Source organism: Streptomyces aurantiacus (assembly GCF_001418335.1).
GTDB classification, from domain to species: domain Bacteria; phylum Actinomycetota; class Actinomycetes; order Streptomycetales; family Streptomycetaceae; genus Streptomyces; species Streptomyces aurantiacus.
The window spans coordinates 1-26,067 of the sequence record NZ_LIPP01000347.1; the positions used below are offsets into that span (position 1 = coordinate 1).

At 70.5% G+C, this 26,067-nt stretch carries 20 protein-coding genes; 17 read left to right on the forward strand and 3 right to left on the reverse strand.

Features of this window, described 5'->3' with window-relative positions:
• The first annotated feature begins 287 nt into the window (after window positions 1-287).
• The 4 genes from gatC to gatB are packed head-to-tail and all read left to right on the forward strand — an operon-like array spanning window position 288 to window position 3,880.
• Window positions 288-584, forward strand: coding sequence for an Asp-tRNA(Asn)/Glu-tRNA(Gln) amidotransferase subunit GatC (gatC, locus tag AOK01_RS34505; RefSeq protein WP_003966094.1), 297 nt, complete (start codon window positions 288-290; stop codon window positions 582-584).
• A gap of 5 nt (window positions 585-589) precedes the next feature.
• Window positions 590-2,113, forward strand: a complete 1,524-nt coding sequence (gene gatA / locus AOK01_RS34510; protein WP_055518686.1) for an Asp-tRNA(Asn)/Glu-tRNA(Gln) amidotransferase subunit GatA — start codon at window positions 590-592, stop codon at window positions 2,111-2,113.
• A gap of 5 nt (window positions 2,114-2,118) precedes the next feature.
• On the forward strand, window positions 2,119-2,352 hold the full coding sequence (locus tag AOK01_RS34515; protein WP_055518688.1) for a hypothetical protein: 234 nt from the start codon (window positions 2,119-2,121) through the stop codon (window positions 2,350-2,352).
• Window positions 2,353-2,368: 16 nt separating this feature from the next.
• Entirely contained in the window at window positions 2,369-3,880 is a 1,512-nt protein-coding gene (gene gatB, locus AOK01_RS34520) for an Asp-tRNA(Asn)/Glu-tRNA(Gln) amidotransferase subunit GatB (RefSeq protein ID WP_055518689.1), read from the forward strand.
• Between the two features lie 190 nt (window positions 3,881-4,070).
• On the opposite strand, the gene AOK01_RS34525 is transcribed toward gatB, so the two are convergent.
• Window positions 4,071-4,685 (reverse strand): NADPH-dependent FMN reductase, encoded by a 615-nt coding sequence (locus AOK01_RS34525; protein WP_107099996.1) that lies wholly within the window; start codon window positions 4,683-4,685, stop codon window positions 4,071-4,073.
• A gap of 132 nt (window positions 4,686-4,817) precedes the next feature.
• Between AOK01_RS34525 and AOK01_RS34530 the strand changes: the two genes are divergently transcribed.
• From AOK01_RS34530 to AOK01_RS46695, 7 genes are all read left to right on the forward strand, one after another.
• Window positions 4,818-5,447: a TetR/AcrR family transcriptional regulator gene (locus AOK01_RS34530; RefSeq protein ID WP_198427924.1), complete on the forward strand. Its 630-nt coding sequence runs from the start codon at window positions 4,818-4,820 to the stop codon at window positions 5,445-5,447.
• 242 nt (window positions 5,448-5,689) lie between these two features.
• On the forward strand, window positions 5,690-8,056 hold the full coding sequence (locus tag AOK01_RS34535) for an MMPL family transporter (RefSeq protein ID WP_079104004.1): 2,367 nt from the start codon (window positions 5,690-5,692) through the stop codon (window positions 8,054-8,056).
• Window positions 8,034-8,597: a GNAT family N-acetyltransferase gene (locus AOK01_RS34540; protein WP_055518693.1), complete on the forward strand. Its 564-nt coding sequence runs from the start codon at window positions 8,034-8,036 to the stop codon at window positions 8,595-8,597. The genes AOK01_RS34535 and AOK01_RS34540 overlap by 23 nt, the downstream gene beginning before the upstream one ends.
• A gap of 135 nt (window positions 8,598-8,732) precedes the next feature.
• Window positions 8,733-9,356: a hypothetical protein gene (locus tag AOK01_RS34545; protein WP_055518695.1), complete on the forward strand. Its 624-nt coding sequence runs from the start codon at window positions 8,733-8,735 to the stop codon at window positions 9,354-9,356.
• A 199-nt stretch (window positions 9,357-9,555) separates the two neighbouring features.
• A complete protein-coding gene (locus tag AOK01_RS34550; protein WP_370880270.1) occupies window positions 9,556-9,774 on the forward strand; it encodes a hypothetical protein in 219 nt (72 codons plus the stop codon).
• Between the two features lie 155 nt (window positions 9,775-9,929).
• Complete coding sequence (locus AOK01_RS34555) at window positions 9,930-12,959, forward strand: helix-turn-helix transcriptional regulator (protein ID WP_055518697.1); 3,030 nt, start codon at window positions 9,930-9,932, stop codon at window positions 12,957-12,959.
• A gap of 48 nt (window positions 12,960-13,007) precedes the next feature.
• Window positions 13,008-13,391 (forward strand): DUF6191 domain-containing protein, encoded by a 384-nt coding sequence (locus AOK01_RS46695; RefSeq protein ID WP_382033372.1) that lies wholly within the window; start codon window positions 13,008-13,010, stop codon window positions 13,389-13,391.
• 30 nt (window positions 13,392-13,421) lie between these two features.
• Here AOK01_RS46695 and AOK01_RS34565 read toward each other — a convergent pair whose 3' ends face one another.
• Window positions 13,422-14,573: a PQQ-dependent sugar dehydrogenase gene (locus AOK01_RS34565; RefSeq protein WP_055518701.1), complete on the reverse strand. Its 1,152-nt coding sequence runs from the start codon at window positions 14,571-14,573 to the stop codon at window positions 13,422-13,424.
• Between the two features lie 205 nt (window positions 14,574-14,778).
• Complete coding sequence (locus tag AOK01_RS34570) at window positions 14,779-15,792, reverse strand: aldo/keto reductase (RefSeq protein WP_079104005.1); 1,014 nt, start codon at window positions 15,790-15,792, stop codon at window positions 14,779-14,781.
• 90 nt (window positions 15,793-15,882) lie between these two features.
• Here AOK01_RS34570 and AOK01_RS34575 point away from each other — a divergent pair, with 90 nt between their 5' ends.
• The 6 genes from AOK01_RS34575 to serA all read left to right on the forward strand — a co-directional run bounded on the left by AOK01_RS34575 (window position 15,883) and on the right by serA (window position 25,960).
• Window positions 15,883-16,824 (forward strand): 2-hydroxyacid dehydrogenase, encoded by a 942-nt coding sequence (locus tag AOK01_RS34575; RefSeq protein ID WP_055518703.1) that lies wholly within the window; start codon window positions 15,883-15,885, stop codon window positions 16,822-16,824.
• 305 nt (window positions 16,825-17,129) lie between these two features.
• On the forward strand, window positions 17,130-20,213 hold the full coding sequence (locus tag AOK01_RS34580) for a putative bifunctional diguanylate cyclase/phosphodiesterase (protein ID WP_079104006.1): 3,084 nt from the start codon (window positions 17,130-17,132) through the stop codon (window positions 20,211-20,213).
• Window positions 20,214-20,452: 239 nt separating this feature from the next.
• A complete protein-coding gene (locus tag AOK01_RS34585) occupies window positions 20,453-22,315 on the forward strand; it encodes an acetolactate synthase large subunit (RefSeq protein WP_055518705.1) in 1,863 nt (620 codons plus the stop codon).
• A gap of 42 nt (window positions 22,316-22,357) precedes the next feature.
• The gene (ilvN, locus tag AOK01_RS34590; RefSeq protein ID WP_055518707.1) at window positions 22,358-22,885 is read left to right on the forward strand and encodes an acetolactate synthase small subunit; all 528 of its coding nucleotides are present in this window, start codon (window positions 22,358-22,360) and stop codon (window positions 22,883-22,885) included.
• A 141-nt stretch (window positions 22,886-23,026) separates the two neighbouring features.
• Complete coding sequence (gene ilvC, locus AOK01_RS34595; RefSeq protein WP_055518709.1) at window positions 23,027-24,025, forward strand: ketol-acid reductoisomerase; 999 nt, start codon at window positions 23,027-23,029, stop codon at window positions 24,023-24,025.
• Between the two features lie 345 nt (window positions 24,026-24,370).
• Window positions 24,371-25,960, forward strand: a complete 1,590-nt coding sequence (gene serA, locus AOK01_RS34600; RefSeq protein WP_055518710.1) for a phosphoglycerate dehydrogenase — start codon at window positions 24,371-24,373, stop codon at window positions 25,958-25,960.
• The last annotated feature ends 107 nt before the right edge of the window (window positions 25,961-26,067 follow it).

The window sequence follows — 26,067 nt, forward strand, 5'->3', positions numbered from 1 at the left end:
CCCCCACATCGGCCCGGCCCCGCACACCGACGCGGCCTCACCAGTCGGCGCACCCTGCATGGCCCGGCAGGCATGGCCCGCGCCTTCGTGCCGTGTCCTCCGCCCGCGCAGGCGGATGCCGGTGGTTTCGGGTGTGTGGGGGTGCGGTCGTGTGCCGGCGGTACGGTCCGTATGTGCCCCGCGTGTGCCCCGTGCCGGCCGGTGACGGGGAAACCGATGTACGGGGAATCCCGCGCGCCCCATAGGATTGGGCCAAACCACACGCACTCACCCCTGAGGATCGCTGCATGCCTGGCATCACGCGCGAGGAGGTCGCCCACCTCGCCCGGCTGGCGCGTCTTGAGCTGAAGGGCGAAGAGCTCGACCACTTCGCCGGTCAGCTCGACGACATCATCGGCGCGGTCGCCCGCGTCAGTGAGGTCGCCGACCAAGACGTACCACCGACCTCCCACCCGCTGCCGCTGACGAACGTCATGCGCGCGGACGAGGTCCGTCCGTCGCTCACCCCCGCGCAGGCGCTCTCCGGCGCCCCGGCCCAGGAGCAGCAGCGTTTCAAGGTGCCGCAGATCCTGGGGGAGGACTAATCACCATGACGGACAGCACGAACCACGTGAACAGCAACGTCGACGTCATCAAGCTCACCGCCTCCGAGATCGCCTCCCGGATCGCCTCCGGTGAGCTCACCGCCGTCGAGGTCACCGAGGCGCACCTCGCCCGGATCGAGGCCGTCGACGAGAAGGTGCACGCCTTCCTGCACGTCGACCGGGAAGGGGCGCTCGCCCAGGCCCGTGCCGTCGACGAGAAGCGGGAGCGGGGCGAGAAGCTCGGACCGCTCGCCGGCGTGCCGCTCGCCCTCAAGGACATCTTCACCACCGAGGGCGTTCCGACCACCGTCGGGTCGAAGATCCTCGAAGGCTGGATCCCGCCCTACGACGCCACGGTCACCAAGCGGCTGAAGGCCGCCGACGTGGTCATTCTCGGCAAGACCAACATGGACGAGTTCGCCATGGGGTCCAGCACCGAGAACAGCGCGTACGGGCCCACCGGCAACCCCTGGGACCTCACGCGCGTCCCCGGCGGCTCCGGCGGCGGCTCGTCCGCGGCCCTCGCCTCCTACCAGGCGCCCCTCGCCATCGGCACCGACACCGGCGGCTCCATCCGCCAGCCCGCCGCCCTCACCGGCACGGTCGGCGTGAAGCCGACGTACGGCGGGGTGTCGCGGTACGGGATGGTCGCGTTCTCGTCCTCCCTCGACCAGGGCGGGCCCTGCGCCCGTACGGTGCTCGACGCGGCACTCCTCCACGAGGTCATCGCCGGACACGACCCGCTGGACTCGACCTCCATCGACGCACCGGTACCGTCCGTCGTCGAGGCCGCCCGCAACGGCAGCGTGGACGGCATGCGCGTCGGCATCGTGAAGCAGTTCCGCGGCGAGGGCTACCAGGCCGGTGTCGTGCAGCGCTTCGACGAGTCGGTCTCGCTCCTCAAGGAGCTCGGCGCCGAGATCGTAGAGCTCGACTGCCCGTCCTTCGACCTGGCCCTGTCGGCGTACTACCTCATCGCCCCGTCCGAGTGTTCGAGCAACCTCGCCCGGTTCGACGGCCTGCGCTACGGCCTGCGCGTCGGTGACGACGGCACGCACTCCGCCGAGGAGGTCACCGCCCTCACCCGTGAGGCGGGCTTCGGCGACGAGGTCAAGCGCCGCGTCATGCTCGGCACGTACGCCCTCAGCTCCGGCTACTACGACGCCTACTACGGCAGCGCGCAGAAGGTCCGTACGCTCATCACGCGGGACTTCGAGAAGGCGTTCGAGCAGGTCGACGTGATCGTCTCCCCGACGACGCCGACCACCGCCTTCCCGATCGGCGAGCGCGCCGACGACCCGATGGCGATGTACCTCGCGGACCTGTGCACCATTCCGACGAACCTCGCGGGCAACGCCGCGATGTCGCTGCCCTGCGGCCTCGCGCCCGAGGACAACCTGCCCGTCGGCCTGCAGATCATCGCGCCGGCCCTCAAGGACGACCGCCTCTACAAAGTGGGAGCCGCCGTCGAGGCCGCGTTCGTGGAACGCTGGGGTCACCCGTTGATCGAGGAGGCTCCGTCGCTGTGAGTGCCATGGCCAAGAAGGCAAAGAACTTCAAGAAGTCGAAGACCGGTGTGTACGTGTCGCTCGGCAGTACTGCGTTCGGCGCGATCAGTGTCGCCAAGCAGGTCAAGCTGGCCCGCGCCGACGGGGACACCCTGAGGCTCATCGACGCCGCCGTATCCGCCGCCGCCATCGTCACCGGGCTCGCCATCCTCTACCGGGAGCTCAAGCGCCTGGGCGACGACGACGTCCTGCTGGGCTGAGAGGGAATGTTTCACCGTGACTGTCACGACTGACCTGGTGTCGTACGAGGACGCGCTGGCGTCGTACGACCCCGTCATGGGCCTCGAAGTCCATGTCGAACTCGGCACCAAGACCAAGATGTTCTGCGGGTGCTCCACCGAGCTGGGCGCCGAGCCCAACTCGCAGGCCTGCCCGACCTGCCTGGGCATGCCCGGCGCGCTGCCGGTCGTCAACGCGATCGGCGTCGAGTCCGCGATCAAGATTGGTCTCGCGCTGCACTGCGAGATCGCCGAGTGGTGCCGCTTCGCCCGGAAGAACTACTTCTATCCGGACATGCCGAAGAACTTCCAGACCTCCCAGTACGACGAGCCGATCGCCTTCAACGGCTACCTCGACGTCCAGCTGGACGACGGCGAGGTCTTCCGCGTGCAGATCGAGCGCGCCCACATGGAGGAGGACACCGGCAAGTCGTTGCACGTCGGTGGTGCGACGGGCCGTATCCACGGTGCCTCGCACTCGCTGCTCGACTACAACCGCGCCGGCATCCCCCTCATCGAGATCGTCACCAAGCCGATCGAGGGCGCGGGCGAGCGCGCTCCCGAGGTCGCCAAGGCGTACGTCGCCGAGCTGCGCGAGCTCATCAAGGCGCTCGGTGTCTCGGAAGCCCGGATGGAGCAGGGCCAGATGCGCTGCGACGTGAACCTGTCGCTGCGCCCGCACGGCCGGGAGAAGTTCGGCACGCGGAGCGAGACGAAGAATGTCAACTCGCTTCGCTCCGTCGAGCGCGCGGCCCGCTTCGAGATCCAGCGGCATGCCGCCGTGCTGAACGACGGCGGCACGATCATCCAGGAGACCCGCCACTTCCACGAGGACACCGGGTCCACGACCGCGGGCCGCGTGAAGGAGGAGGCCGAGGACTACCGGTACTTCCCGGAGCCCGACCTGGTACCCGTCGCCCCGTCCCGCGAGTGGGTCGAGGAGCTGCGCGCGACGCTGCCCGAGCAGCCGCTGGCCCGCCGCAACCGGCTGCGCGAGGAGTGGGACGTCAACGCCCACGACATGCAGTCGATGCTCAACGCCGGTGCCATCGACCCCATCGTCGCCACCATCGAGGCGGGCGCCGACGCGGCCTCCGCCCGCAAGTGGTGGATGGGCGAGCTGGCGCGCGCGGCCAACGAGTCGGGGGTGTCCCTGGACGCCCTGGCCATCACGCCCGAGCAGGTCGCCCGGGTGGCCGCCCTGGTCAAGGAGGGCTCCCTCAACGACAAGCTGGCCCGTCAGGTCATCGAGGGTGTCGTCAAGGGCGAGGGCACTCCGGACGAGGTCGTCGAGAAGCGCGGCCTGAAGGTCGTCTCCGACGAGGGCGCCCTGACGGCCGCCGTCGAGGAGGCCATCGCCGGGAACCCGGGCGTCGCGGACAAGATCCGTGGCGGCAAGGTGGCGGCGGCCGGTGCCCTGGTGGGCGCGGTCATGAAGGCCACGCGGGGCCAGGCCGACGCGGCCCGCGTCAAGGAGCTGATCCTGGAGAAGCTGGGCGTCGAGGGCTAGCCCTCGCGGTCTCGGCTCTGCTGTTGGTTTGCGCTGAGCGTACGGAGGGGCGGTGCACCTGGGTCAGGTGCACCGCCCCTCCGGCGTTCCCCGGAGGGTGGCAGCTCGGGTGCGGGTGCGGGTGCGGGTGTGGGTGCGTTGTGGCTGGTCGCGCAGTTCCCCCGCGCCCCTGAACGAGGCGAATCGCCGCTCATCGTGCCCCGTACGCGGTGTGGGTGCGACCGGCCCGCAGAGTGCGCCCCCACCAGCTCAGCTGGTCCAGCATCGCCTTGCCCGCGCCCTCGGGGATCTCGGGCCGCAGCAGTGAACCGTCGTCGGCGAAGTTCTCCGACGTGCGGTGGAAACTCACGGTGTCCCGCATCGTCACGGCATGCAACTCCGCGAAGACGAGCCGCAGTTGCTCGACGGCACGCAGCCCGCCGCCGATGCCGCCGTAGGACACGAAGCCGATCGGCTTGGCCTGCCACTGCGTGAAGTGCAGGTCGATGGCGTTCTTCAGGGGCCCGGGGAAGCTGTGGTTGTACTCGGGTGTGACCACGACGAAGGCGTCGGCCGCGGCGAGACGCTCCGTGACCGCGGCGGCCTCCGGGTGGGGCGCGGGCGACACGACCTCGGGCAGGGGGTGCTCCGCCAGGTCGAGCGGGTCCAGTTCGAGATCGCCGCGCTGGGCGGCGAACCGCAGGAACCAGTCGGCGGCGACCGGACCGAAGCGGCCCTCGCGGGTCGAGCCCGTCAGGACGACGACGCGAAGAGGGTCGTTCGAGAAGGGGGACGGGATGGGTGAGTTCGCGTTCGAGTTCGTCATGACGGAAAAGTACAACGTTCATGGCAATGTGTGCAACGATCGTTGTAGTTCACGCGGTGGTCCCCGTAGTGGTTCCCGCGGTGGTCCCCGTGGTCCGGATACCGTGACGGGCGACAGGAAGGGGCAGCGCGCGTGAGGCAGGGGCTCGTGGAGAAGCGGCAGGCCATCGTGCGGGGAGCCCGCCGTGTCTTCGGACGCGACGGCTACACCCGCGCCGGCATCGACTCCATCGCCAAGGAGGCCGGAGTCTCCTCCCGCACGATCTACAACCACTTTCCCGAAGGGAAGGCACAGCTCTTCCGTGTCGTCGTCGTGGAGGGGTCCGAGGAGGTCGTACGGGCTCATATCGACGCCATCGACCGGCGGTTGTACAAGGTCACGGACCTGGAGGCCGACCTCGTCGACTTCGCGCACGCCTGGATGTCGCCGATGGACAAGTACCGCGACCACTTCGCCGTCGTACGGCAGCTGCGGGCCGAGGTCGGCCACATTCCGCAGGAGTTCCTGGACGCGTGGCGTGCCGCCGGTCCTGACCGTGCCCTCAAGGAAGTGGCCGCACGCTTCCGGGAGCTGGCCGAGGAGGGGCTCCTCGACGCGTCCGACCCGGCGCGTGCGGCGACCCACTTCATGCAGCTCACCGGCGCCGAGATCAGCGACCGCACCTACCAGGGGGCGGTGCCCATCGCGGACGAGGAACGGGACGAGCTGATCGCGTCCGGAGTGCGGGCGTTCCTGCGGGGTTACGAACGGCGACGGCGCTGAGCCGTGTCCGTCAAACGGGGGGTGCATCGGAGTCGATGTGCTTCCCCTTGGCGTGCCTGCGGTCGCGCTGAGGGACGACAGGGTTCATTGGATTGTCGTGTCAACTGTCTCGCACTCCTGTGCAGAAGCCCATGAATGAGTCCGACGATCACTTTCCGCTGGAAGAGTGACAACGCATCAGTCTTGCGTTCTTTGCGGGCAGTTCCCGATAAAGATCCACAAATTACTCAGGGAGCTCGTCCGTGGCAGCCCTAGCACGCTGGTGCGTCCGCCATCGCCTCGTCGCCGTACTGCTCTGGCTCCTCGCCCTCGGCGGGATCACCGCCGCCGCCTCCGTCGCCGGATCCGCGTACTCGAACGACTACGAGGTGCCGGGCACCGAGTCGGGCCGTGCCGCCGAGCTCCTCCGGGACAACTTCCCCCGCCTCGGCGGCGACAGCGACACCGTCGTCTGGCACTCCGGCACCGGCACGGTCCGCGCGGCCGACGTCGAACAGACCATGACCCGTACTCTCGCCGAGGTCGCCGGCCTGCCCGGAGTGGCCGCCGTCGACGGCCCGTACGAAGGTCGCGACCCGTACGAAGGCCGCGGCGCGGGCGCGGGCCACGGCGCGGGCCACGGCGAAGGGCAGATCAGCGGTGACGGGCGTACGGCCTACGCCACCGTGACCTTCGACGACCCGGCCGAGAACATCGACCGGGGCGAGGCCGCCGCGGTCGTCGCCGCCGCGAAGGCCGCCGCCACCGACGGACTCCAGGTCGAACTGGGCGGCCAGGCCGTCGCCCTCACCGAGTCCTCGGGCGGGCACCTCGCCGAGATCGTCGGCGTGGCCGTCGCCGCGGTGGTCCTCTTCCTCGCCTTCGGCTCCCTCGCGGCCTCGCTGCTGCCCATCGCCACGGCCCTGGTGAGCGTCGGCACCGCGTACGCGGCCATCGTGCTCCTCGGGCACGTGATGACCGTCGCCGACTTCGCGCCGATGCTCGGCATGCTGATCGGGCTCGGCGTCGGCATCGACTACGCGCTGTTCATAGTGACCAGACACCGCCGTGGTCTCAAGCGCGGGCTGCCGGTCGAGGAGGCCGCCCGGAACGCGGTGGCCACCACCGGGCGCGCGGTCGTCTTCGCGGGCGCCACCGTCTGTATCGCCCTGCTCGGCATGGTCATACTGCGACTCGGCTTCCTCAACGGGGTCGCGATCGCCGCGTCCCTCACCGTGTTCCTCACGGTCGCCGCCGCCGTGACCCTGCTGCCCGCGCTGCTCTCCTTCATCGGCATGCGCGCGCTGAGCCGCCGCGAACGCCGCCGGCTCGACGAGCACGGGCCCGAACCGGAACTCCCCACCGGGCTCGCCGCCCGCTGGTCCGTCTTCGTCGAACGGCACCCGCGGCTCCTCGGCGGTGCCGCCCTGGCCGTCATGGCCCTGCTCGCACTGCCGATGTTCTCCCTGCACCTGGGCACCTCCGACCAGGGCACCAACCCGGAGACGGCCACCACGCGACAGGCGTACGACCTGCTCGCGGACGGCTTCGGGCCCGGCCTGAACGGGCCGCTGACCCTCGTCACCCCCGTCACCGGCGCCCAGGACCGGCTCGCCCTCGACAACCTGGACGCCACGCTCCGGGAGACCGAGGGCGTCCGGGCCGCGACCCCGGTGAGGTACGACAGCGACGGAGACACCGCCTACGTCGCCGTGGTACCGGACTCCTCGCCGCAGTCCCGGCGGACCAGCGAACTCGTCGACCGGCTCCGCGACGACGTGCTGCCGCGGGCCGAGACCGGGACCACGCTCGACCTGCGGGTCGGCGGCCTGACCGCCGGATACGACGACTTCGCCGACGTCATCGTCGGCAAACTGCCCCTCTTCGTGGGCGTGGTGATCGGCCTCGGCTGCGTCCTGCTGCTGCTCGCCTTCCGGTCCGTCGGCATCCCCCTGAAGGCCGCCGCCATGAACGTCGCCGCCGTCGCCGCCTCCTTCGGAGTCGTCGTCGCGATCTTCCAGTGGGGCTGGGGCAGCGAACTGCTGGGTCTTGGCCGAGCGGGCCCCATCGAGCCCTTCCTGCCCGTGATCATGGTCTCCGTGCTCTTCGGGCTCTCCATGGACTACCAGGTGTTCCTGGTCAGCAGGATGTACGAGGAGTGGCTGGAGACCGGCGACAACCGCCGGGCCGTCCGCGTGGGCCTCGCGGAGACCAGCCGGGTGATCAACTCCGCCGCCGTGATCATGATCGCGGTCTTCCTGGCCTTCGTGCTCAGCGGCGACCGCATCATCGCGATGTTCGGCACGGCGCTCGCCGCCGCCGTCGCCCTCGACGCGTTCGTGCTGCGTACGCTCCTGGTGCCGGCCCTCATGCACCTGCTGGGCGGAGCCAACTGGTGGCTGCCCGGCTGGCTCGACCGGAACCTGCCGCGCCTCAGTATCGAGCCGCCGGAAATCCGTACCGCGGGCGCGGGCCCCCGTGCGAAGATCCCGGGAGCCCGGGACGACGCGCTCGTGAACGTGACGGCGCGAACCGTGAACACAGCGCACACAGCGCACACAGCGCACACAATGAAGAACGTGAAGAACGTGAAGGAGCAACCGCAGGATGTACGCGATATCCCTCGGTGACGACGGCGCCGAACTGCGGGCCCTGGAGCCGTGGCACGCCCAGGAGTTCCTCGCCCATCTCGACCGCGGACGCGAGTTCGTCCAGCAGTACATCGCCTTCGGCGCGGCCGCCACGGACGTCGACTCCGCGCGCCAACTGCTCCAGTCGTACGCCGACAAGAAGGCCGCCGACTCGGGCGGCCTGCACGGGGTGTGGCTGGACGGAGTACTCGTCGGCGGCGTGCTCTTCCGGGTCTTCGACGCGGCGAAGGGCACCTGCGAGGTCGGCTGCTGGCTGGAACCCGCGGCGGCGGGCCGCGGCCTGGTCACGCGCGCGGCACGGGTCCTCATCGACTGGGCGGTCGACGAGCGCGGCATCCACCGCGTGGAGTGGTACGCGTCCAGCGGCAACGAGCCCAGCCTGAACGTGGCACGACGGCTCGGCATGAGCCGCGACGGCGTCCTCAGAGAGAACCATCTCCACCGGGGCGTACGCCACGACACGGAGGTGTGGTCGGTCCTCGCGGAGGAGTGGCGCGCCGCACGCGCGCGTGCGGAATGACGACGCGTACGGACTGACGACGCGTACGCAGTGACGGACGCGTTCGGGGCGACGAACAAGGCGATGTGCCGGCCCGCGCGTGACGATCGTGGGATCTTTAAGAAATTCTCAGACAGCGTCCGTACCGTGCGGAGCATGGGAACCAAGACAGAGAACGAGGCCGGAACCGAGACCGGCACCGAGGCACAGCGCGACGACAAGACCGTGACGCTCGGCAAGGGTGACGAAAAGGGCACGACCGGAGAGGTCGGAGAGGTCGGAGAAGTCGAAGAGGTCACGGACGCCGAGGCGGAGGAGCACGACGGCGCGAGCGACGACGAGGGCGAGAACGAGCAGGTCGCAGCCGCGGCGGGCGCCGGTTCCGGTGTGGCCATGGGCGCCGCCGCGATCGTCTCCGCCGGACTCGGCATCGTCTCGCTGACCGGGAGCTGGGTCGGCACCGTCGCCCAGGCCCGCGACTCGCTGTACGGCCAGCTGGAGACCGCGCAGGGCGCGCCGGTGGCCACGCAGATCAAGCAGGTGTACGCCGACTCCTGGAACACCAACGCCCTGATCGCCGGCTTCTTCGCGCTCGCCGCGCTGATCGTCGGCGTCGTGGTGCTGGTGAGGCCCGCGTTCGGCAACCCGGACCGGATCGCCGTCCAGTCCCCGTGGGTCAAGTCCGTCGCCTGGGCGGGCGTCTCGCTCGGCGTCGTCGGCCTGCTGCTGGCCGCCCTCAAGTACTCCGACGTCCTCCTCGGCATGCCGAACACGGGCTGACCACTCGTACATCCTGACAACCCGTACGCCCTGAGGGGCCTTAGTTCCGCCGTGAGCCACTTACGACGGAACTAAGGCCCCTCGTGCGTGCAAGATGCGGAACTCTCCCGATGTGGCGCACCCCCCTTGGAGACGAAGGTTGAGACATCGCCGACGAACGAAGTCGGCGGTGACTCGCCAAGAAGTGACTCACCAGGAAATGACTCTCCACGAGGGGTACGAGATGTTCGAGTACGAGATCCAGCAGATCCGTTCCGCGGAGATGATCCGCGACGCCGACAACTACCGCATGGCCCGTGAGGCCGTCCGCGGCCGTCGTGCCGCCCGGCGCCTGGCCGCGCGAACAGGGCACCACGACAGCGAGGGGCAGGTGAACGGCCGGCGGCAGCGCGGGCTCCGGTTCACGCGCGCCGCATGAGCGCCGGGGCACCGCGGGGCGGCCGTACGGGGGTCGGCCGCCCCGAGCGGGGCGAGGGCGCCGCGGTGACCGCCCTCCCCGGTCAGGCCCCGATGACCAGGCCTCCGGTGACCAGGGCCCCGATAACCAGTGCCGCGGTGTCAGACCCCTGTGCGATGCTCGGCATCGTGGAGACCAGGTCCGTCAGTCCGGTCTTCGTCGGCCGGACCGACGAGCTGGACGTACTGAAAGAAGCGCTCGCCCGCGCCGCCGCGGGCGAGCCGCAGGCGTTGCTGCTCGGCGGTGAGGCCGGCGTCGGCAAGACCCGGCTCATCGAGGAGTTCGCGGCCGGCGCCTGCCGCGAGGGCGCCGTCGTGGCGGTCGGCGGCTGTGTCGAGATCGGCGCCGACGGGCTGCCCTTCGCGCCGTTCTCCACCGCCCTGCGGGCCCTGCGCCGCCACCTGCCCGACGAACTGGCCGCCGCGGCCGCCGGGCAGGAGGAGGAACTGGCCAGGCTCCTGCCCGAGTTGGGGGAGAGCGCGCGCGGGCGGCACGACGAGGACGGCATGGCCCGCCTCTTCGAACTCACCGTCCGTCTCCTGGAACGCGTCGCCGCGGACCGCCCGGTCGTCGTCCTCCTGGAGGACCTGCACTGGGCGGACGCCTCGACCCGCCACCTCCTCGCCTACCTCTTCCGGACCCTGCGCAGCGGACGCCTCCTCGTCGTCGCCACCTATCGCGCCGACGACATCCACCGCCGCCACCCGCTGCGCCCCCTGCTCGCCGAACTCGACCGGCTGCGCACCGTCCGCCGGATCGAACTCGGCCGCTTCAGCCGCCCCGAAGTCGGCCGCCAGATCGCCGGAATCCTCGCCTGTGAGCCCGGCCCGGCCCAGGTCGACGACATCTTCGCCCGCTCCGACGGGAACGCGTTCTTCGTCGAGGAACTGGCCGTCGCCGCCCGCGACGGCGGCTGCGCCGGCCTCACCGACTCCCTGCGCGACCTGCTCCTCGTCCGGGTCGAGAGCCTGCCCGAGAGCTCCCAGCGGGTCGCCAGGATCGTCGCCGAGGGCGGCTCGACCGTGGAGTACCGGCTGCTCGCGGCGGTGGCCCGGCTCTCCGAGGACGACCTCATCGAGGCGCTGCGGGCCGCCGTCGGCGCCAACATCCTGCTCGCCACGCCCGACGGGGACGGCTACCGCTTCCGCCACTCCCTGGTGCGCGAGGCCGTCGGCGACGACCTGCTGCCCGGCGAGCGCTCGCGCCTCAACCGCCGGTACGCGGAAGCCGTGGAGGCGGACCCCCTGCTGGTACCGGCCGGCGAGCGGGCCGCCCGCCTTGCCAGCCACTGGTACCACGCGCACGACGCCGCCAAGGCCCTGCCCGCCGTCCTGGACGCCTCCGTGTCGGCCCGCCGCCGGCATGCCTACTCCGAGCAACTGCGGCTCCTGGAGCGGGCGATGGAGCTGTGGGAGACGGCCCCCGAGGCCGTACGCGCCGGGCTGCGGCCCGTCGACTACACCGAGGCCTATCCGCCGAGCGGCTGCGACCCGGCCACCACACCGCTGAGCTATCTCGACCTGATGGCCGAGGCCGCGGTGGCGGGTCGGTTCTGCGGGGAACGCAAGCGCGCACTGCAGATAACGAAGCGGGCCCTGCGCCTTCTGGAGGACGAGCAGGACCCGCTGCGCGCCGCCTGGTTCTGGATCCAGCGCTCCCGCCTCGTCGAGGCGCAGGGCCGCGGCGACGGATGGCAGGAACTGGCCACCGCGCAGGACCTGGTCCGAGGGCTGCCGCCGTCCGAGGTGCACGCCGACGTCCTCGCCAACGTCGCCAACTGGTCGATGACGCACCGGCCGGGCCCGGACGCGCTCCAGGCCGCCGAGCGCGCCGTGCAGTACGCCCGCATGGTGGGCGCCCGCGACATCGAGCTGAACGCACGGCTCACCCTGGGCGGACTCCTGGTCGAGTCGGGCGACATCGACGCCGGACTCGCCGAGGTCCACGAGGTGAAGGAACGGGCCACGGAACTGGGCGCCGCCTACGTGGTGGGCCGGGCCCATGTGAACCTGCCGTCCCATCTGGAGGGCGTCGGCCGCTCCCTGGAAGCCGTCCGCGTCCTGAGGGAAGGCGTCGAGCTCACTCGTGGATTCGGCCTGCTGGACAGCGAGGCCTGGGTCTGGGGCAACCTCGGCGAGTCCCTCTTCTCCCTGGGCCGCTGGGACGAGGTCGCCGAGGCCGGCTACAACGCGGAGCGGGTCGGCCAGAGCGCCAAGCCACGCGGTTTCCGCAGCATGCTGCATGCCCGGCTCGCCCTCGCCCGGGGTGACCTGGCCGCCGCGAGAGACCAACTGGCGCTCGCCCGCGGCCACTTCGGCACCCATGACGCCGTACCCCAGCACGCGCTGCCGCTGACCACCCTCGCGATCGGTATCGCCGCCGAGGAAGGCCGCCTCCTCGACGCCCGCGCGGAGCTCGACGCCGCCCTGAGCCTCGGCTTCCCGCCGGGCACCCACCGCTACGGCTGGCCCCTGCTGCTGGCCGCGGCGACCGCGGAGGCCGACGCCCGCGGACTGGCCGGCGCCGAACTCGTCGAGCGCCTCCGTACGACCGCCAAGTCCCTCGCCACGAACGTGCCCGTCTGGCAGGCGTACGAGCGCTGGGTACGTGCCGAACTGCTGCGCGCCGAGGGCCAAGACGCCCCGGAGGACTGGTCCGAGACCGTCGGGGCCTTCGAAACGCTGGAGCGTCCGTACGACCTGGCCCGCGTGCGGTACCGGCTCGCGGAGGCCCTGCTGGGCTCGGGCGGTACGGAGGAGGAGCGGGGCCGCGCCACCGAACTGCTGCGGCTGGCCCGCGCCGTTGCCGATCACCTCGGGGCACGCCCGCTCGCCGACGCGGTCTCCCTGCTCGCGCAGCGGGCCCGCCTCACGCTCACCGGGGCGCCTGGCAGGACCTCCCCCGCTCCCGCCGACCCGGCCGAGGCGCTCGGTCTCACCGGCCGGGAGCGCGACGTCCTGCGGCTGGTGGCCGTCGGCCGCAGCAACCGGCAGATCGCCGGGGAACTGTTCATCTCCCCGAAGACGGCCAGCGTCCACGTCTCGAACATCCTGGCCAAGCTCGGGGTCTCCGGCCGGGGCGAGGCGGCGGCGGTCGCGCACCGCATGCGCCTCTTCCCACCGGAGACGATGAGCTCCGCGCGGTGAGGTTTACGCTGTAAGAGACGCCGGGCCGAGGGAGGCATCGTGTTCAACATGATCGAGGATCTCTTCGCCCCGGGGCGCAAGCACTCCCAGGACGAACGCAAGCGGCTCGAACTGACCCGCGTGGACCTGAACGACGGTGACCCCGGCCGGGGCCCCATAGATCTCACCTCGGGCAAGGTGGTCGTACGCCTGCAGACGCATCCCGCGGGGGAGCGCGACGACGACCACGCAGACCGGACCGAGCCGGACGACGCGACGGCCTTGGCCGACCCGGCGGATCCAGCCGATCCGGCGGATCCAGCCGACCCTGTCGACCCGAGTGATCCAGCCGACCCGGCCGACCTGAGCGATCCAGCCGACCCTGTCGACCCGGGCGATCAAGCCGACCCGGGCGGCCCTGGCGATCCAGTCGGCCCAGGAGCCCGCGCCTAGGCTCGGCGCTGCTCGGTCGGTGTTCCGGCGTTACTTCACCTGCAGCTCAAGAATCCGGTCGTCCCCGTCGCCCGGGGTCCCCCTGCCGTCCGTCTCGCTCGTGACCAGCCACAGCTTGTCGCCGCCCGCCGAGACCACCGTGCGCAGGCGGCCGTAGTCGCCCTCCAGGAAGGCCTGCGGGTCCGCCGACTCCTCGGTGCCCTTGAGCGGGATGCGCCACAGCCGCTTGCCGCGCAGGCCCGCCATCCAGACGGAGCCCTCCGCGTAGGCGATGCCGCTGGGGGAGGCCTCGTCGGTGCTCCACTGGTCGATCGGACTCTCGTACTTCGAGTCGTCGGACTCGCCCTCCACGTCCGGCCAGCCGTAGTTGCCGCCCGGCTTGATGTGGTTCAGCTCGTCCCAGGTGTCCTGGCCGAACTCCGAGGCGAACAGACGCTGCTCGGTGTCCCAGGCCAGACCCTGCACATTGCGGTGGCCGTACGAGTAGACCGGCGAGTCGAACGGGTTGCCCGGTGCCGGTTCGCCCTCCGGCGTCAGGCGCAGGATCTTGCCGCCCGTCGACTTCTTGTCCTGGGCCAGCTCGGTGACGTAGGTCTCGCCCGTGCCCGCGTACAGCATCTTGTCCGGGCCGAAGGCGATCCGGCCGCCGTTGTGGTTGGTGCCCTTGGGGATGCCCCTGAACACGGTGTCGGGCGCGCCCAGCTGCTCGCCGGCCGGCCTCTTGGCGTCGTACTGCATGCGCACGATGCGGTTGTCCGAGTCCGAGGTGAAGTACGCGTACACCATGTGGTCCGAGGCGTACGAGGGAGAGAGGGCCAGGCCCAGCAGGCCGCCCTCGCCGCCGGGGGCGACTCCGGGCACCGCGCCCAGCTCGGTCTTCTTCCCGGTCTTCTCGTCGACCCGGGTGATCGTCCCCTCGTCCCGGGAGGACACCAGGAGGCCGCCCTCGGGCAGGGGCGCCAGGCCCCAGGGGGTCTTCAGGCCCTCCGTGACGGTCCGTACGACCTTCACGGAGCCCTTGGCGGGCGGTGTCTCCTCGGCCGCCTGACCGGAGGCCGGGGCGGAGGCGCCGGACTCCGAGCTGTCCGGAGACGTACTCTTCCCGCCGCCCCAGTCCTCCCCGTCGTCCGAGGAGCACCCGGCCGTCAGCAGGAGCGTGGCTGCGGCCAACACGGCCGTCACGGCTCGACGTTGCACAATGCGGGTTCCCTTCGACGCGGCAGGTTCTCCTTTTCATACACCGCTGGGGCCCCACGAGTTCCCGATCACGGACATCGAACCGCCGGACCCCTGCCCGAACCGGGCGATTCAGGAGCAGGAGTTCCCGGAGTTCCGGCAGTTCCCGCGGTTTCGTGACGTCCCGGCGTTTCTGGCGTTTCTGGGCCTCTCAGTCCCAGGACCCCAGCGCCGAAGGCAGTTCCGTCACCTCGGCGAGGTCCTCCGGCGTCAGCCGCAGCCCGGCCGCCGCCGCGTTCTCCGCGGCCCAGCACTCCCGCTTGGTCCCGGGCACCGGGACCACCTGCCGGCCGCGCGACAGGACCCACGCGAGAGCCACCTGCGCGGGGGTGACAGCCGCCCCCTGTGCCGTGGCCGAGTGGCGGGCGGCGATGCGGCGCAGGCCGGCGACGATCGGCTGGTTCGCGGCCATCATCTCGGCGGTGAAACGGGGATGCCGGGCCCGTACGTCGTCGGGCTCGAACCCCTCGCCCGGAGTGAGCGTCCCGGTCAGGAAGCCGTTGCCGAGCGGCATCGCCGCGAGGAAGCCGACGCCGCGCGCCTCGCACCACGGCAGCAGGTCCTCCAGCGCCTCGGGCGACCACACCGACAGCTCGGCCTCCACCGCGCTCACCGGAAAGACCTGCTGCACCCGCTCCAGCTTCCGGATCGTCGCGTCGTGCAGCCGCGCTCCGGGTCTGCGCCCGGAGCGCGCGCCCACCGCGCACAGCCCGAGCGCCCGCACCTTCCCCGCAGAGACGAGCTCCGCCATCGCGCCCCACGTCTCCTCGACCGGCACCTCGGGGTCCTCGCGGTGCAGCTGGTAGAGGTCTATGACGTCGGTCTGCAGCCGGCGCAGAGAGGCGTCGCACGCCCGCTTCACATAGCCGGGGCGGCCGTTGGCCACGATGTGCTGCTCACCCACCAGCAGGCCGACCTTGGTCGACACGAAGGCCTCCGAACGCCGCTCCTTCAGCGCGCGCCCCACCAGCAGCTCGTTGGTGAAGGGCCCGTACATGTCGGCGGTGTCCAGGAGCGTCGCACCCCGGTCGAGGGCCGCGTGCACGGTGCGCAGCGATTCGGCACCCCGCTGCCGCGAACCGGAGTACGCCCAGGTCATCGGCATGCACCCGAGGCCGACAGCCCCTACTTCGAGCGCCGTCGCCCCGATCGTTCTGCGCTCCACCTGGTCGCGCCCTCCCTGTTCCCGGCACCCCAAACTAACCTCCGCGCACCGGCCTCCGCGGCCACGGGCGCTTCGCATAGCCTCCTGACCATGACGTACGAAGTGTGGCTCCCGTTTCCCGCAGCGGAACTCGACGGCCTGCCCGAAGGCCCCGACTACCGATTCTGGGACGGCGAGGGGGACTTTCCCGCCGATCCCGCCGACTGTGACTTCTATGTCGTGCCCTACATGAAGGGCAGCGACGTCGCGGTGCGGCCCATGGCCGGCATGACGTCCGTGAAGGCCGTGCAGACCCTGTCGGCCGGCATAGACCATGTCCAGCCGGGTCTTGAACTACTGCCCAGGGGTGTGCAGTTGTGCAACGCGCGCGGTGTGCACGACGCCAGCACCGCCGAACTCGCCCTCACCCTGATCCTCGCCTCGCTGCGGGGCATCCCCGATTTCGTCCGCGGGCAGGACAGCGAGGAATGGCGGTCGGGGTTCCGTCCCGCGCTCGCGGACAAGAACGTCCTGATCGTCGGGTACGGAGCGGTCGGCTCGGCCATCGAGGACCGGCTCGCGCCGTTCGAGCTCGCGCGGGTGGCGCGCGTCGCGCGCTCCGCACGTGAGACGGCGCGCGGCCCAGTGCTTCCGATCGCCGCTCTGCCCGAACTCCTTCCGGAAGCCGATGTGGTGGTGCTCATCACACCCCTCACCGAGCAGACGAAGGGCCTGGCCGGCGCCGAGTTCCTGGCCCGGATGAAGGACGGGGCGCTCCTCGTGAACGTGGCCCGCGGCGGTGTCGTCGACACCAAGGCGCTCCTGGCCGAGCTGGAGAGCGGCCGGCTCCGGGCGGCCCTGGACGTCACCGACCCCGAGCCGCTTCCCCCGGGGCACCCCCTGTGGCATGCGCCGGGCGTGCTCATCAGCCCCCATGTGGGCGGCCCGACCTCCGCGTTCTTCCCGCGCGCCCAGCGGCTTCTCGTGGACCAGTTGAATCGATTTGTGAACCGGGAACCCCTGCACAACGTGGTCCTTACGACGGGCTCGTAATCCTCACCCACTTCCGACCGCGGTCGAGTGGAGGGTCCCATGGGTATCCGTGGGCACCCTCCGCAGTCCGGTGAATGCGGGCCGTATCCGTATTGTCGTTGATCGTCACGGAGCGTAGAGGTGCTATGTCCCTGAGTGACGAGACTGGTGTATCGTCCCGACAGGGGCTGCGCCACGCACCATTCGGCGCCGGGGAACGAGAGACAGCAGGAGCGAGGGGGGCGACGGACGATGTACGGCCTATGGACCAACGATCCGACGCGGCGGGAACGCCGACGGCGACCCTGGTGTCCACCCGCGCGCAGATGCGGCCACTGCGGCCATCACCACCGTCGGCCGAGCGGCCGCAGGCGGCACCCGCATCCGGCCCACCGGGACCAGAGGGACTCGGGGGCGGCTCGGACCGGAGAAGCACAGTGAGCCCCCCGGTGACGTCGCCGGCCCGTGGCCCGGTCACCGCGGGCGGGGTGGGCCTGGTCCCGCAGCTCGTGCTCGCCCTTCTGTGCGCGGGGTACGCGGTCGGTTCCGCGTTGGGCTGGGGTTCGCCGAAGCTCGCGCTCGTCATGGGCGACTTCGGGCTGAGCGCGGCAGCCGCCGCCGCGGCCGTCTCGTGCTTCCTGTGCGCCCGCACCCGGCGCAGCCGCTTTCGACCCGCATGGCTGCTCTTCTCGCTCTCCTCCGCGATGGCGGCGGCGGGCAACTTCGTCTGGGGGTGGTACGAGGTGGTCCTGGGCAGCCCCGTGCCCAGCCCGAGCTACGCCGACCTGTTCTTCCTGTGCTTCGCGCCGCCGGCCATCGTGGGACTCCTCGTGCTCGCCAAACGGCCGGTGAGCAAGGCCGGCTGGGTCTGCCTGGCCCTGGACGCCTCGCTGATCGGCGGCTCGCTGCTCACGCTCTCCTGGAGTCTCGCGCTCGCCCAGGCGGCGAAGGCGGAGGAGCCGAGCGTCCCCCACACCGCGCTGTCGCTCGCGTATCCGCTGCTGGACATCGCCCTCGTGAGCATGGTGCTCGCACTGCACTTCAGGCGCTCGGCGGTGAACCGCTCCGCGGTGAACACCGCGATCGGGGCACTGGCCCTGACCGTGATGTGCGACGCCCTGTTCACCTCACCACTGCTGCACAACGACTACCGCTCCGGGCAGCTGCTCGACGCCGGCTGGTTCGCCGGCTCCCTGCTGCTCGCCTACGCCCCCTGGATGGGGCACCGACACGGTCACCCGGAAGAAGAGGGACACACGCGCGTGGTGCACGGCTACGTGCCCGGGCCCCGGCAGGAACGACCGGCACACCTGCCCTTCCAGGAAGGAGGGGGCCATGAAGGGGGCCACAGTCGGTATCCGGCCAGCCGGCCCATCACCAGTTCGCTGGCGGCACTCACTCCCTACCTGGCCGCCGCCGTCTGCACGCTGGGGATCCTCTACAACGTGCTCAACGGCCGCAGCGTCGACCGGGTGGTGCTCGTCACGGGAGGCACGGTCGTGCTCGCCCTCGTCGTGCGCCAGGGCATCATGCTCATCGACAACATCACCCTCACCCAGGAACTGGCCACGAAGGAGAACCACTTCCGCTCCCTGGTGCAGGGCTCCAGCGACGTCATCATGATCGCCGCTCCGAACGGCATCCTCCGGTACGTCAGCCCGGCCGCGGCCGGGGTCTACGGACGGCCCGCCGAGGACCTGGTCGGCTCCGAGCTCGCCTCGCTGATCCACCCCGAGGACCTGGGCTGCGTCGTGCACGAAGTGCGCCGCTTCCTCGCCGCCAGCCCCGCCGAGGAGCCCACCACCCGCATCGAGTGCCGCTTCAGGTCCGGCGGCGGGAGAGGCTGGCTCAACGTCGAGTCGACCGTCAACCGCCACCACGGCGGCCTCATCTTCAACAGCCGTGACGTGACCGAGCGGGTCCGCCTGCAGGCCCAGTTACAGCACAACGCCGAGCACGACCCCCTCACCGACCTGCCCAACCGCGCCCTGTTCACCAAGCGTGTCGGCCAGGCGCTCTCCGGCCGCCGCTCCTCCGACAACGGCACCGCCGTGCTCTTCATCGACCTCGACGGATTCAAGGCGGTCAACGACACCATCGGCCACCAGGCAGGCGACGAGCTCCTCGTCCAGGCCGCCCGCAGACTCCAGGACGCGGTCCGCAAGGGGGACACCGCCTCCCGGCTCGGCGGCGACGAGTTCGCCGCCCTGATCGTCGGCGACGGCTCCCGCGACCGCACCGCGCGCGAGCGCCATATCTTCGAGCTCGCCGACCGGCTCCGTACGACCCTCTCGCAGCCGTACCTCATCGACGGGAACGACGTCCGTGTCGCCGCCTCCATCGGGGTGTCCTTCTCCGAGCCGGGCCTGGGCGCGGGCGAGCTGCTGCGCAACGCCGACCTGGCGATGTACCGGGCGAAGGCGGCGGGCAAGGGCCGCGTCGAGCTGTACGCGCCACAGATGCAGCAGGACGTCGTACGGAAGGCGGAGCTGGCCACCAGACTGCGTGCCGCCCTGCACGACGGCGAGTTCGCGCTGCTGCACCAGCCCGTGGTCTCCCTGGACACCGGCCGGATCACCACGGTGGTCGCACAGGCACGCTGGCGCTCGGCCCAGGGCGTGCTGTTCACGCCCGCCGAGTTCCTGCGCGTCGCCGAGGACAGCGACCGCACCGCCGAACTGGGCCGCTGGATGCTGGAGGAGGCCGTCGAGCAGGCCGCCGAGCGCGCCGCCACCGGGCTCGCCGTGCCCGTCGCCGTCCGGATGACCGCCCGCAGACTTCTCGACCGCTCCATGCCGCTGAGTTCCGTGGAGGCCCTGCTGACCCGGCACGGGCTGCCCTCCGGCGCCCTGATCGTGGAACTGGCCGAGATGGACCCCAAGGTCTCCCTGGACGAGCTGGAGCGCCGTCTGAAGGCACTCAGACGGCTCGGTGTCCGGATCGCCCTGGACGGCTTCGGCAGTGGCTACGCCGCGCTCACCGCGCTGCGCCGGCTGCCCGTCGACGTACTGAAACTGGACCGCTCGCTGGTCGAGGGCGTCGTCGAGTCCGCCCGGCTCCACAAGATCACCAGCGGGCTGCTGCGGATCGCGAACGACCTGGGGCTGCAGTCCGTGGCCGAGGGCGTGGACCTGCCCGAGCAGGTCGTCGCCCTGCGCTCGATGGGCTGCACCCACGGGCAGGGCGTGGCCTTCTCCGGACCCCTGGACGAGTACCGGCTGCGCCGCGCCCTGGCGGCCGGCGCCTACCCCGTGCCGCGCGGTCCCGTCGAGCCCGTCCTCGTGGGCGGCGGCAGCGGCGTCTTCGCAGGCGGGGGCGCGAGTGCCTACGCGGCGGGGACGGTCTCGGGAGGGTACGGAACCGGCACCGTTCTGCGCTCACATAATGAGACTCCCGTCCCACCCACTTGACACGCACAGCGCCCCGGAGGGAGGGTCTGTGCCATGCGCACCCGAATTCTCGTACTTGGAAAGCGCGTCGGCTGAGCTGGGAAGCACCGGATCGATGACCCGGAACTCCCAGCGACCGCACCCGACGCGCTCCCCTCGCCTGCCTCACGGCACGAGGGGTTTTTTGTTGCACAAGTGACTGTCGATCAGCAAGCGCAGCTCGCACAAAACTCGCAAAAACCCTCAGCATCGAGAAGAGAATGCCGATGACCGAGCAGGCCACCGGGGCCCACCACCCGCAGCCGCGGCCCCGTTCCTCAGGACAGCAGTCCGCCCCCGAGCAGGTGACGGGAGCGCAGTCCCTCATCCGTTCTCTTGAGGAGGTCGGGGCCGAGACGGTATTCGGCATTCCCGGCGGTGCGATCCTTCCGGCCTACGACCCGCTGATGGACTCCAAGCGGGTGCGGCACGTGCTCGTCCGCCACGAGCAGGGCGCGGGCCACGCGGCCACCGGATACGCGCAGGCCACCGGCAAGGTCGGGGTCTGCATGGCGACCAGTGGCCCCGGCGCCACCAACCTGGTCACGCCGATCGCCGACGCGCACATGGACTCGGTGCCGCTGGTCGCGATCACCGGACAGGTCGCGTCCAAGGCGATCGGTACGGACGCCTTCCAGGAGGCGGACATCGTCGGCATCAGCATGCCGATCACCAAGCACAACTTCCTGGTGACCCGGGCCGACGACATCCCGCGCACGATCGCGGAGGCCTTCCACATCGCCTCCACCGGCCGACCGGGACCGGTCCTGGTCGACATCGCCAAGGACGCCCTCCAGGCGCGGACCACGTTCCAGTGGCCGCCCACCCAGGACCTGCCGGGCTACCGCCCGGTGACCAAGCCGCACGCCAAGCAGATCCGCGAGGCGGCCCGGCTGATCACCCAGGCCAAGCGGCCCGTCCTCTACGTCGGCGGCGGCGTCCTCAAGGCCGGCGCCACCGCCGAACTGAAGGTCCTCGCAGAACTCACCGGAGCGCCCGTCACCACCACACTGATGGCGCTCGGCGCATTCCCCGACAGCCACCCGCTGCACGTGGGAATGCCGGGCATGCACGGTGCGGTCACCGCCGTCACCGCGCTGCAGAAGGCCGACCTGATCGTCGCCCTCGGAGCCCGCTTCGACGACCGCGTCACCGGCAAGCTGGACAGCTTCGCGCCGCACGCGAAGATCGTCCACGCCGACATCGACCCGGCCGAGATCGGCAAGAACCGCGCCGCCGACGTGCCGATCGTCGGTGACGCCCGCGAGGTCATCGCCGACATGGTGCAGGCCGTGCAGAAGGAGCACAGCGAGGGACACGCGGGCGACTACACCGCCTGGTGGACGGACCTCAACCGCTGGCGCGAGGCGTACCCGCTGGGCTACGAGCAGCCCGACAACGGCTCGCTCTCGCCGCAGCACGTCATCGAGCGCATCGGTCAACTCGCCCCGCAGGGAACGATCTTCGCCGCGGGCGTGGGCCAGCACCAGATGTGGGCCGCGCACTACATCCAGTACGAGCAGCCCTCGACCTGGCTGAACTCGGGCGGCGCCGGGACGATGGGCTACGCCGTGCCGGCCGCGATGGGCGCCAAGGCCGGCATGCCGGACCGTACGGTCTGGGCGGTCGACGGCGACGGCTGCTTCCAGATGACCAATCAGGAGCTCACCACCTGCGCCCTGAACAACATCCCGATCAAGGTCGCCATCATCAACAACGGCGCCCTCGGGATGGTCCGCCAGTGGCAGACCCTCTTCTACAACCAGCGGTACTCCAACACCGTGCTGCACTCCGGTCCCGGCACGGCGGCCGACGGCTCGGCCACGGGCGCCGGCACCCGCGTCCCCGACTTCGTGAAGCTGTCGGAGGCCATGGGCTGCTACGCGATCCGCTGCGAGTCGCCGGACGACCTCGACAAGGTCATCGAAGAGGCGAACTCGATCAACGACCGGCCCGTCGTGGTCGACTTCATCGTCCACGAGGACGCCATGGTGTGGCCGATGGTCGCCGCCGGCACCTCGAACGACGAGATCATGGCCGCCCGGGACGTCCGCCCCGACTTCGGCGACAACGAAGACGACTGAGAGCCGTAGGCAACGGAAGCCGTAGGTAAAGGAAACAGACCCATGTCCAAGCACACGCTCTCCGTCCTGGTGGAGAACAAGCCCGGTGTCCTCGCCCGGATCACCGCCCTGTTCTCCCGCCGCGGTTTCAACATCGACTCGCTGGCCGTCGGTGTCACCGAGCACCCCGACATCTCGCGCATCACCATCGTGGTGAACGTGATCGAGGCACTCCCGCTCGAACAGGTCACCAAGCAGCTCAACAAGCTCGTCAACGTGCTGAAGATCGTCGAACTGGAACCCGGCTCGGCCGTTCAGCGCGAACTCGTCCTGGTGAAGGTGCGCGCCGACAACGAGACGCGTTCCCAGATCGTCGAGATCGTCCAGCTGTTCCGCGCCAAGACCGTCGACGTCTCTCCGGAGGCCGTCACGATCGAGGCCACCGGTGGCAGCGACAAGCTGGAGGCCATGCTCAAGATGCTGGAGCCGTTCGGCATCAAGGAGCTCGTCCAGTCCGGCACGATCGCCGTCGGCCGCGGCGCCCGCTCGATCACCGACCGCTCGCTGCGCGCGCTGGACCGGTCCGCGTAGGCCCCGTAGAAGATGCACGCATGACCGGAACTGGGCGGTCGGCAGCCGTCGGCCGCCCGCATTCCGAGACCCCGGAACTTCCCCTCATCCCCCCGGCATACGGTGGGAAGCAACACCCGCACACCAAGGAGAGAACCCAAAGTGGCCGAGCTGTTCTACGACGCCGATGCCGACCTGTCCATCATCCAGGGCCGCAAGGTCGCGGTCATCGGTTACGGCAGTCAGGGCCACGCCCATGCACTGTCGCTCCGTGACTCGGGTGTCGACGTCCGGGTCGGTCTGCACGAGGGCTCCAAGTCCAAGGCGAAGGCCGAGGAGCAGGGCCTGCGCGTGGTGACCCCCTCGGAGGCCGCCGCCGAGGCCGACGTCATCATGATCCTCGTCCCGGACCCGATCCAGGGCCAGGTCTACGAGGAATCCATCAAGGACAACCTGAAGGACGGCGACGCGCTGTTCTTCGGCCACGGCCTGAACATCCGCTTCGGCTTCATCAAGCCCCCGGCCGGCGTCGACGTCTGCATGGTCGCCCCCAAGGGCCCGGGCCACCTCGTCCGCCGCCAGTACGAGGAGGGCCGCGGCGTTCCGTGTATCGCGGCCGTCGAGCAGGACGCGACCGGCAAGGGCTTCGCGCTCGCTCTCTCGTACGCCAAGGGCATCGGCGGCACCCGCGCCGGCGTCATCAAGACGACCTTCACCGAGGAGGCCGAGACCGACCTGTTCGGTGAGCAGGCCGTCCTCTGCGGTGGCACGGCCGCGCTGGTCAAGGCCGGCTTCGAGACGCTGACCGAGGCCGGTTACCAGCCGGAGATCGCGTACTTCGAGTGCATGCACGAGCTGAAGCTCATCGTCGACCTCATGTACGAGGGCGGCCTGGAGAAGATGCGCTGGTCGATCTCGGAGACCGCCGAATGGGGCGACTACATCAGCGGCCCGCGGATCATCACGGACGCCACCAAGGCCGAGATGAAGAAGATCCTCGGCGAGATCCAGGACGGCACCTTCGCCCAGGCCTGGATGGACGAGTACCACGGCGGTCTGAAGAAGTACAACGAGTACAAGACCAAGGACGAGAACCACCTCCTGGAGACCACGGGCAAGGAGCTGCGCAAGCTCATGTCGTGGGTCAACGACGACGAGTGACTCCGTCGGTTCGGCCGTGGTGCCGGGGTTGCCCCGGTGCCACGGCCGTGGCTGTCTGCCTGAGGTGCTGCCACGGGGCTCTGCCCCGGACCCCGCTCCTCAATCGCCGGAGGGGCTCCAATTGCGCGTGACCGGATCACGCACGCTGGATCTTGCACGTGCGGGTGATCCTTCTGTGGAGGCGCGTGAACACTGCGCGTCGCCACTAGACTGCACCACTACATACGCGTCGGGCCCACAGCGTCGTGCGTCTTCCACGCGGCAATCGCGACACCGAGGTGTTGCTCCCCTCCACCGCATGCGGCCGTCGGGACGGCCGTCCGCATTGGACTTGTGAGGACTCACGTGAGCTCGAAACCTGTCGTACTCATCGCTGAAGAGCTGTCGCCCGCCACCGTCGACGCCCTGGGCCCGGACTTCGAGATCCGGCACTGCAACGGCGGAGACCGCGCCGAACTGCTGCCCGCCATCGCCGACGTCGACGCGATCCTGATCCGTTCCGCGACGAAGGTCGATGCCGAGGCCGTCGCCGCCGCACGCAAACTGAAGGTCGTCGCACGAGCCGGCGTCGGCCTGGACAACGTGGACGTCGCCGCCGCCACCAAGGCCGGCGTGATGGTCGTCAACGCCCCCACCTCGAACATCGTGACCGCCGCCGAGCTGGCCTGCGGTCTCCTGCTCGCCACCGCCCGCCACATTCCGCAGGCCAACGCGGCCCTCAAGAACGGCGAGTGGAAGCGCAGCAAGTACACGGGTGTCGAGCTCGCGGAGAAGACCCTCGGTGTCGTGGGCCTGGGCCGCATCGGCGCGCTCGTCGCCCAGCGCATGTCGGCCTTCGGCATGAAGGTCGTCGCCTACGACCCGTACGTCCAGCCGGCGCGGGCCGCGCAGATGGGCGTCAAGGTGCTGTCGCTCGACGAGCTCCTCGAAGTCTCCGACTTCATCACCGTGCACCTGCCGAAGACGCCCGAGACCGTCGGTCTCATCGGCGACGAGGCGCTGCACAAGGTCAAGCCGTCGGTGCGGATCGTCAACGCCGCGCGCGGCGGGATCGTCGACGAGGCAGCGCTGTACTCCGCGCTCAAGGAGGGCCGCGTCGCCGGCGCCGGCCTCGACGTGTACGCGAAGGAGCCCTGCACGGACTCCCCGCTCTTCGAGCTCGACGAGGTCGTCAGCACCCCGCACCTCGGTGCCTCCACGGACGAGGCGCAGGAGAAGGCCGGCATCTCCGTCGCCCGCTCGGTGCGGCTCGCCCTCGCCGGCGAGCTGGTCCCGGACGCGGTGAACGTCCAGGGCGGAGTCATCGCCGAGGACGTCAAGCCGGGCCTGCCGCTCGCCGAGAAGCTCGGCCGCATCTTCACCGCGCTCGCGGGCGAGGTCGCGGTCCGCCTCGACGTCGAGGTGTACGGCGAGATCACCCAGCACGACGTCAAGGTGCTCGAACTCTCCGCGCTCAAGGGTGTCTTCGAGGACGTCGTCGACGAGACCGTGAGTTACGTCAACGCCCCGCTGTTCGCGCAGGAGCGCGGCGTCGAGGTACGGCTGACCACGAGCTCGGAGTCCGCGGACCACCGGAACGTGGTCATCGTGCGCGGCACCCTCAGCGACGGTCAGGAGGTCTCGGTCTCCGGCACGCTCGCCGGTCCCAAGCACCACCAGAAGATCGTCGCCGTCGGTGAGTACGACGTGGATCTGGCGCTCGCCGACCACATGGTCGTCCTCAACTACACCGACCGCCCCGGCGTCGTCGGCACGCTCGGCCGGATCCTCGGCGAGGCGGGCATCAACATCGCCGGTATGCAGGTCGCGCGTGCGGACGTGGGCGGCGAGGCGCTTGCGGTGCTGACGGTGGACGACACGGTTCCGCAGCCGGTGCTGACGGAGCTGGCGGAGGAGATCGGAGCGACGCAGGCACGGTCGGTCAACCTCGTCTGAGGGTTGCCCGACCCGACTGGGGGCTGCCGCCACGTCGCGGCTGCGGCTGCGGGTGCGTTGTGGCTGGTCGCGCAGTTCCCCGCGCCCCTAGGTACCTAGGGGCGCGG

Coding starts and splice junctions, on each gene's coding strand:
- ilvN (WP_055518707.1), top strand. CDS start 22,358: ATGTCCAAGCACACGCTCTCCGTCCTGGTGGAGAACAAGCCCGGTGTC.
- AOK01_RS34575 (WP_055518703.1), top strand. CDS start 15,883: ATGACGTACGAAGTGTGGCTCCCGTTTCCCGCAGCGGAACTCGACGGC.
- AOK01_RS34540 (WP_055518693.1), top strand. CDS start 8,034: ATGTACGCGATATCCCTCGGTGACGACGGCGCCGAACTGCGGGCCCTG.
- AOK01_RS34525 (WP_107099996.1), bottom strand. CDS start 4,685: ATGACGAACTCGAACGCGAACTCACCCATCCCGTCCCCCTTCTCGAAC.
- AOK01_RS34550 (WP_370880270.1), top strand. CDS start 9,556: ATGACTCTCCACGAGGGGTACGAGATGTTCGAGTACGAGATCCAGCAG.
- AOK01_RS34555 (WP_055518697.1), top strand. CDS start 9,930: ATGCTCGGCATCGTGGAGACCAGGTCCGTCAGTCCGGTCTTCGTCGGC.
- gatA (WP_055518686.1), top strand. CDS start 590: ATGACGGACAGCACGAACCACGTGAACAGCAACGTCGACGTCATCAAG.
- AOK01_RS34515 (WP_055518688.1), top strand. CDS start 2,119: ATGGCCAAGAAGGCAAAGAACTTCAAGAAGTCGAAGACCGGTGTGTAC.
- AOK01_RS34580 (WP_079104006.1), top strand. CDS start 17,130: ATGCGGCCACTGCGGCCATCACCACCGTCGGCCGAGCGGCCGCAGGCG.
- AOK01_RS46695 (WP_382033372.1), top strand. CDS start 13,008: ATGATCGAGGATCTCTTCGCCCCGGGGCGCAAGCACTCCCAGGACGAA.
- AOK01_RS34545 (WP_055518695.1), top strand. CDS start 8,733: ATGGGAACCAAGACAGAGAACGAGGCCGGAACCGAGACCGGCACCGAG.
- gatC (WP_003966094.1), top strand. CDS start 288: ATGCCTGGCATCACGCGCGAGGAGGTCGCCCACCTCGCCCGGCTGGCG.
- AOK01_RS34585 (WP_055518705.1), top strand. CDS start 20,453: ATGCCGATGACCGAGCAGGCCACCGGGGCCCACCACCCGCAGCCGCGG.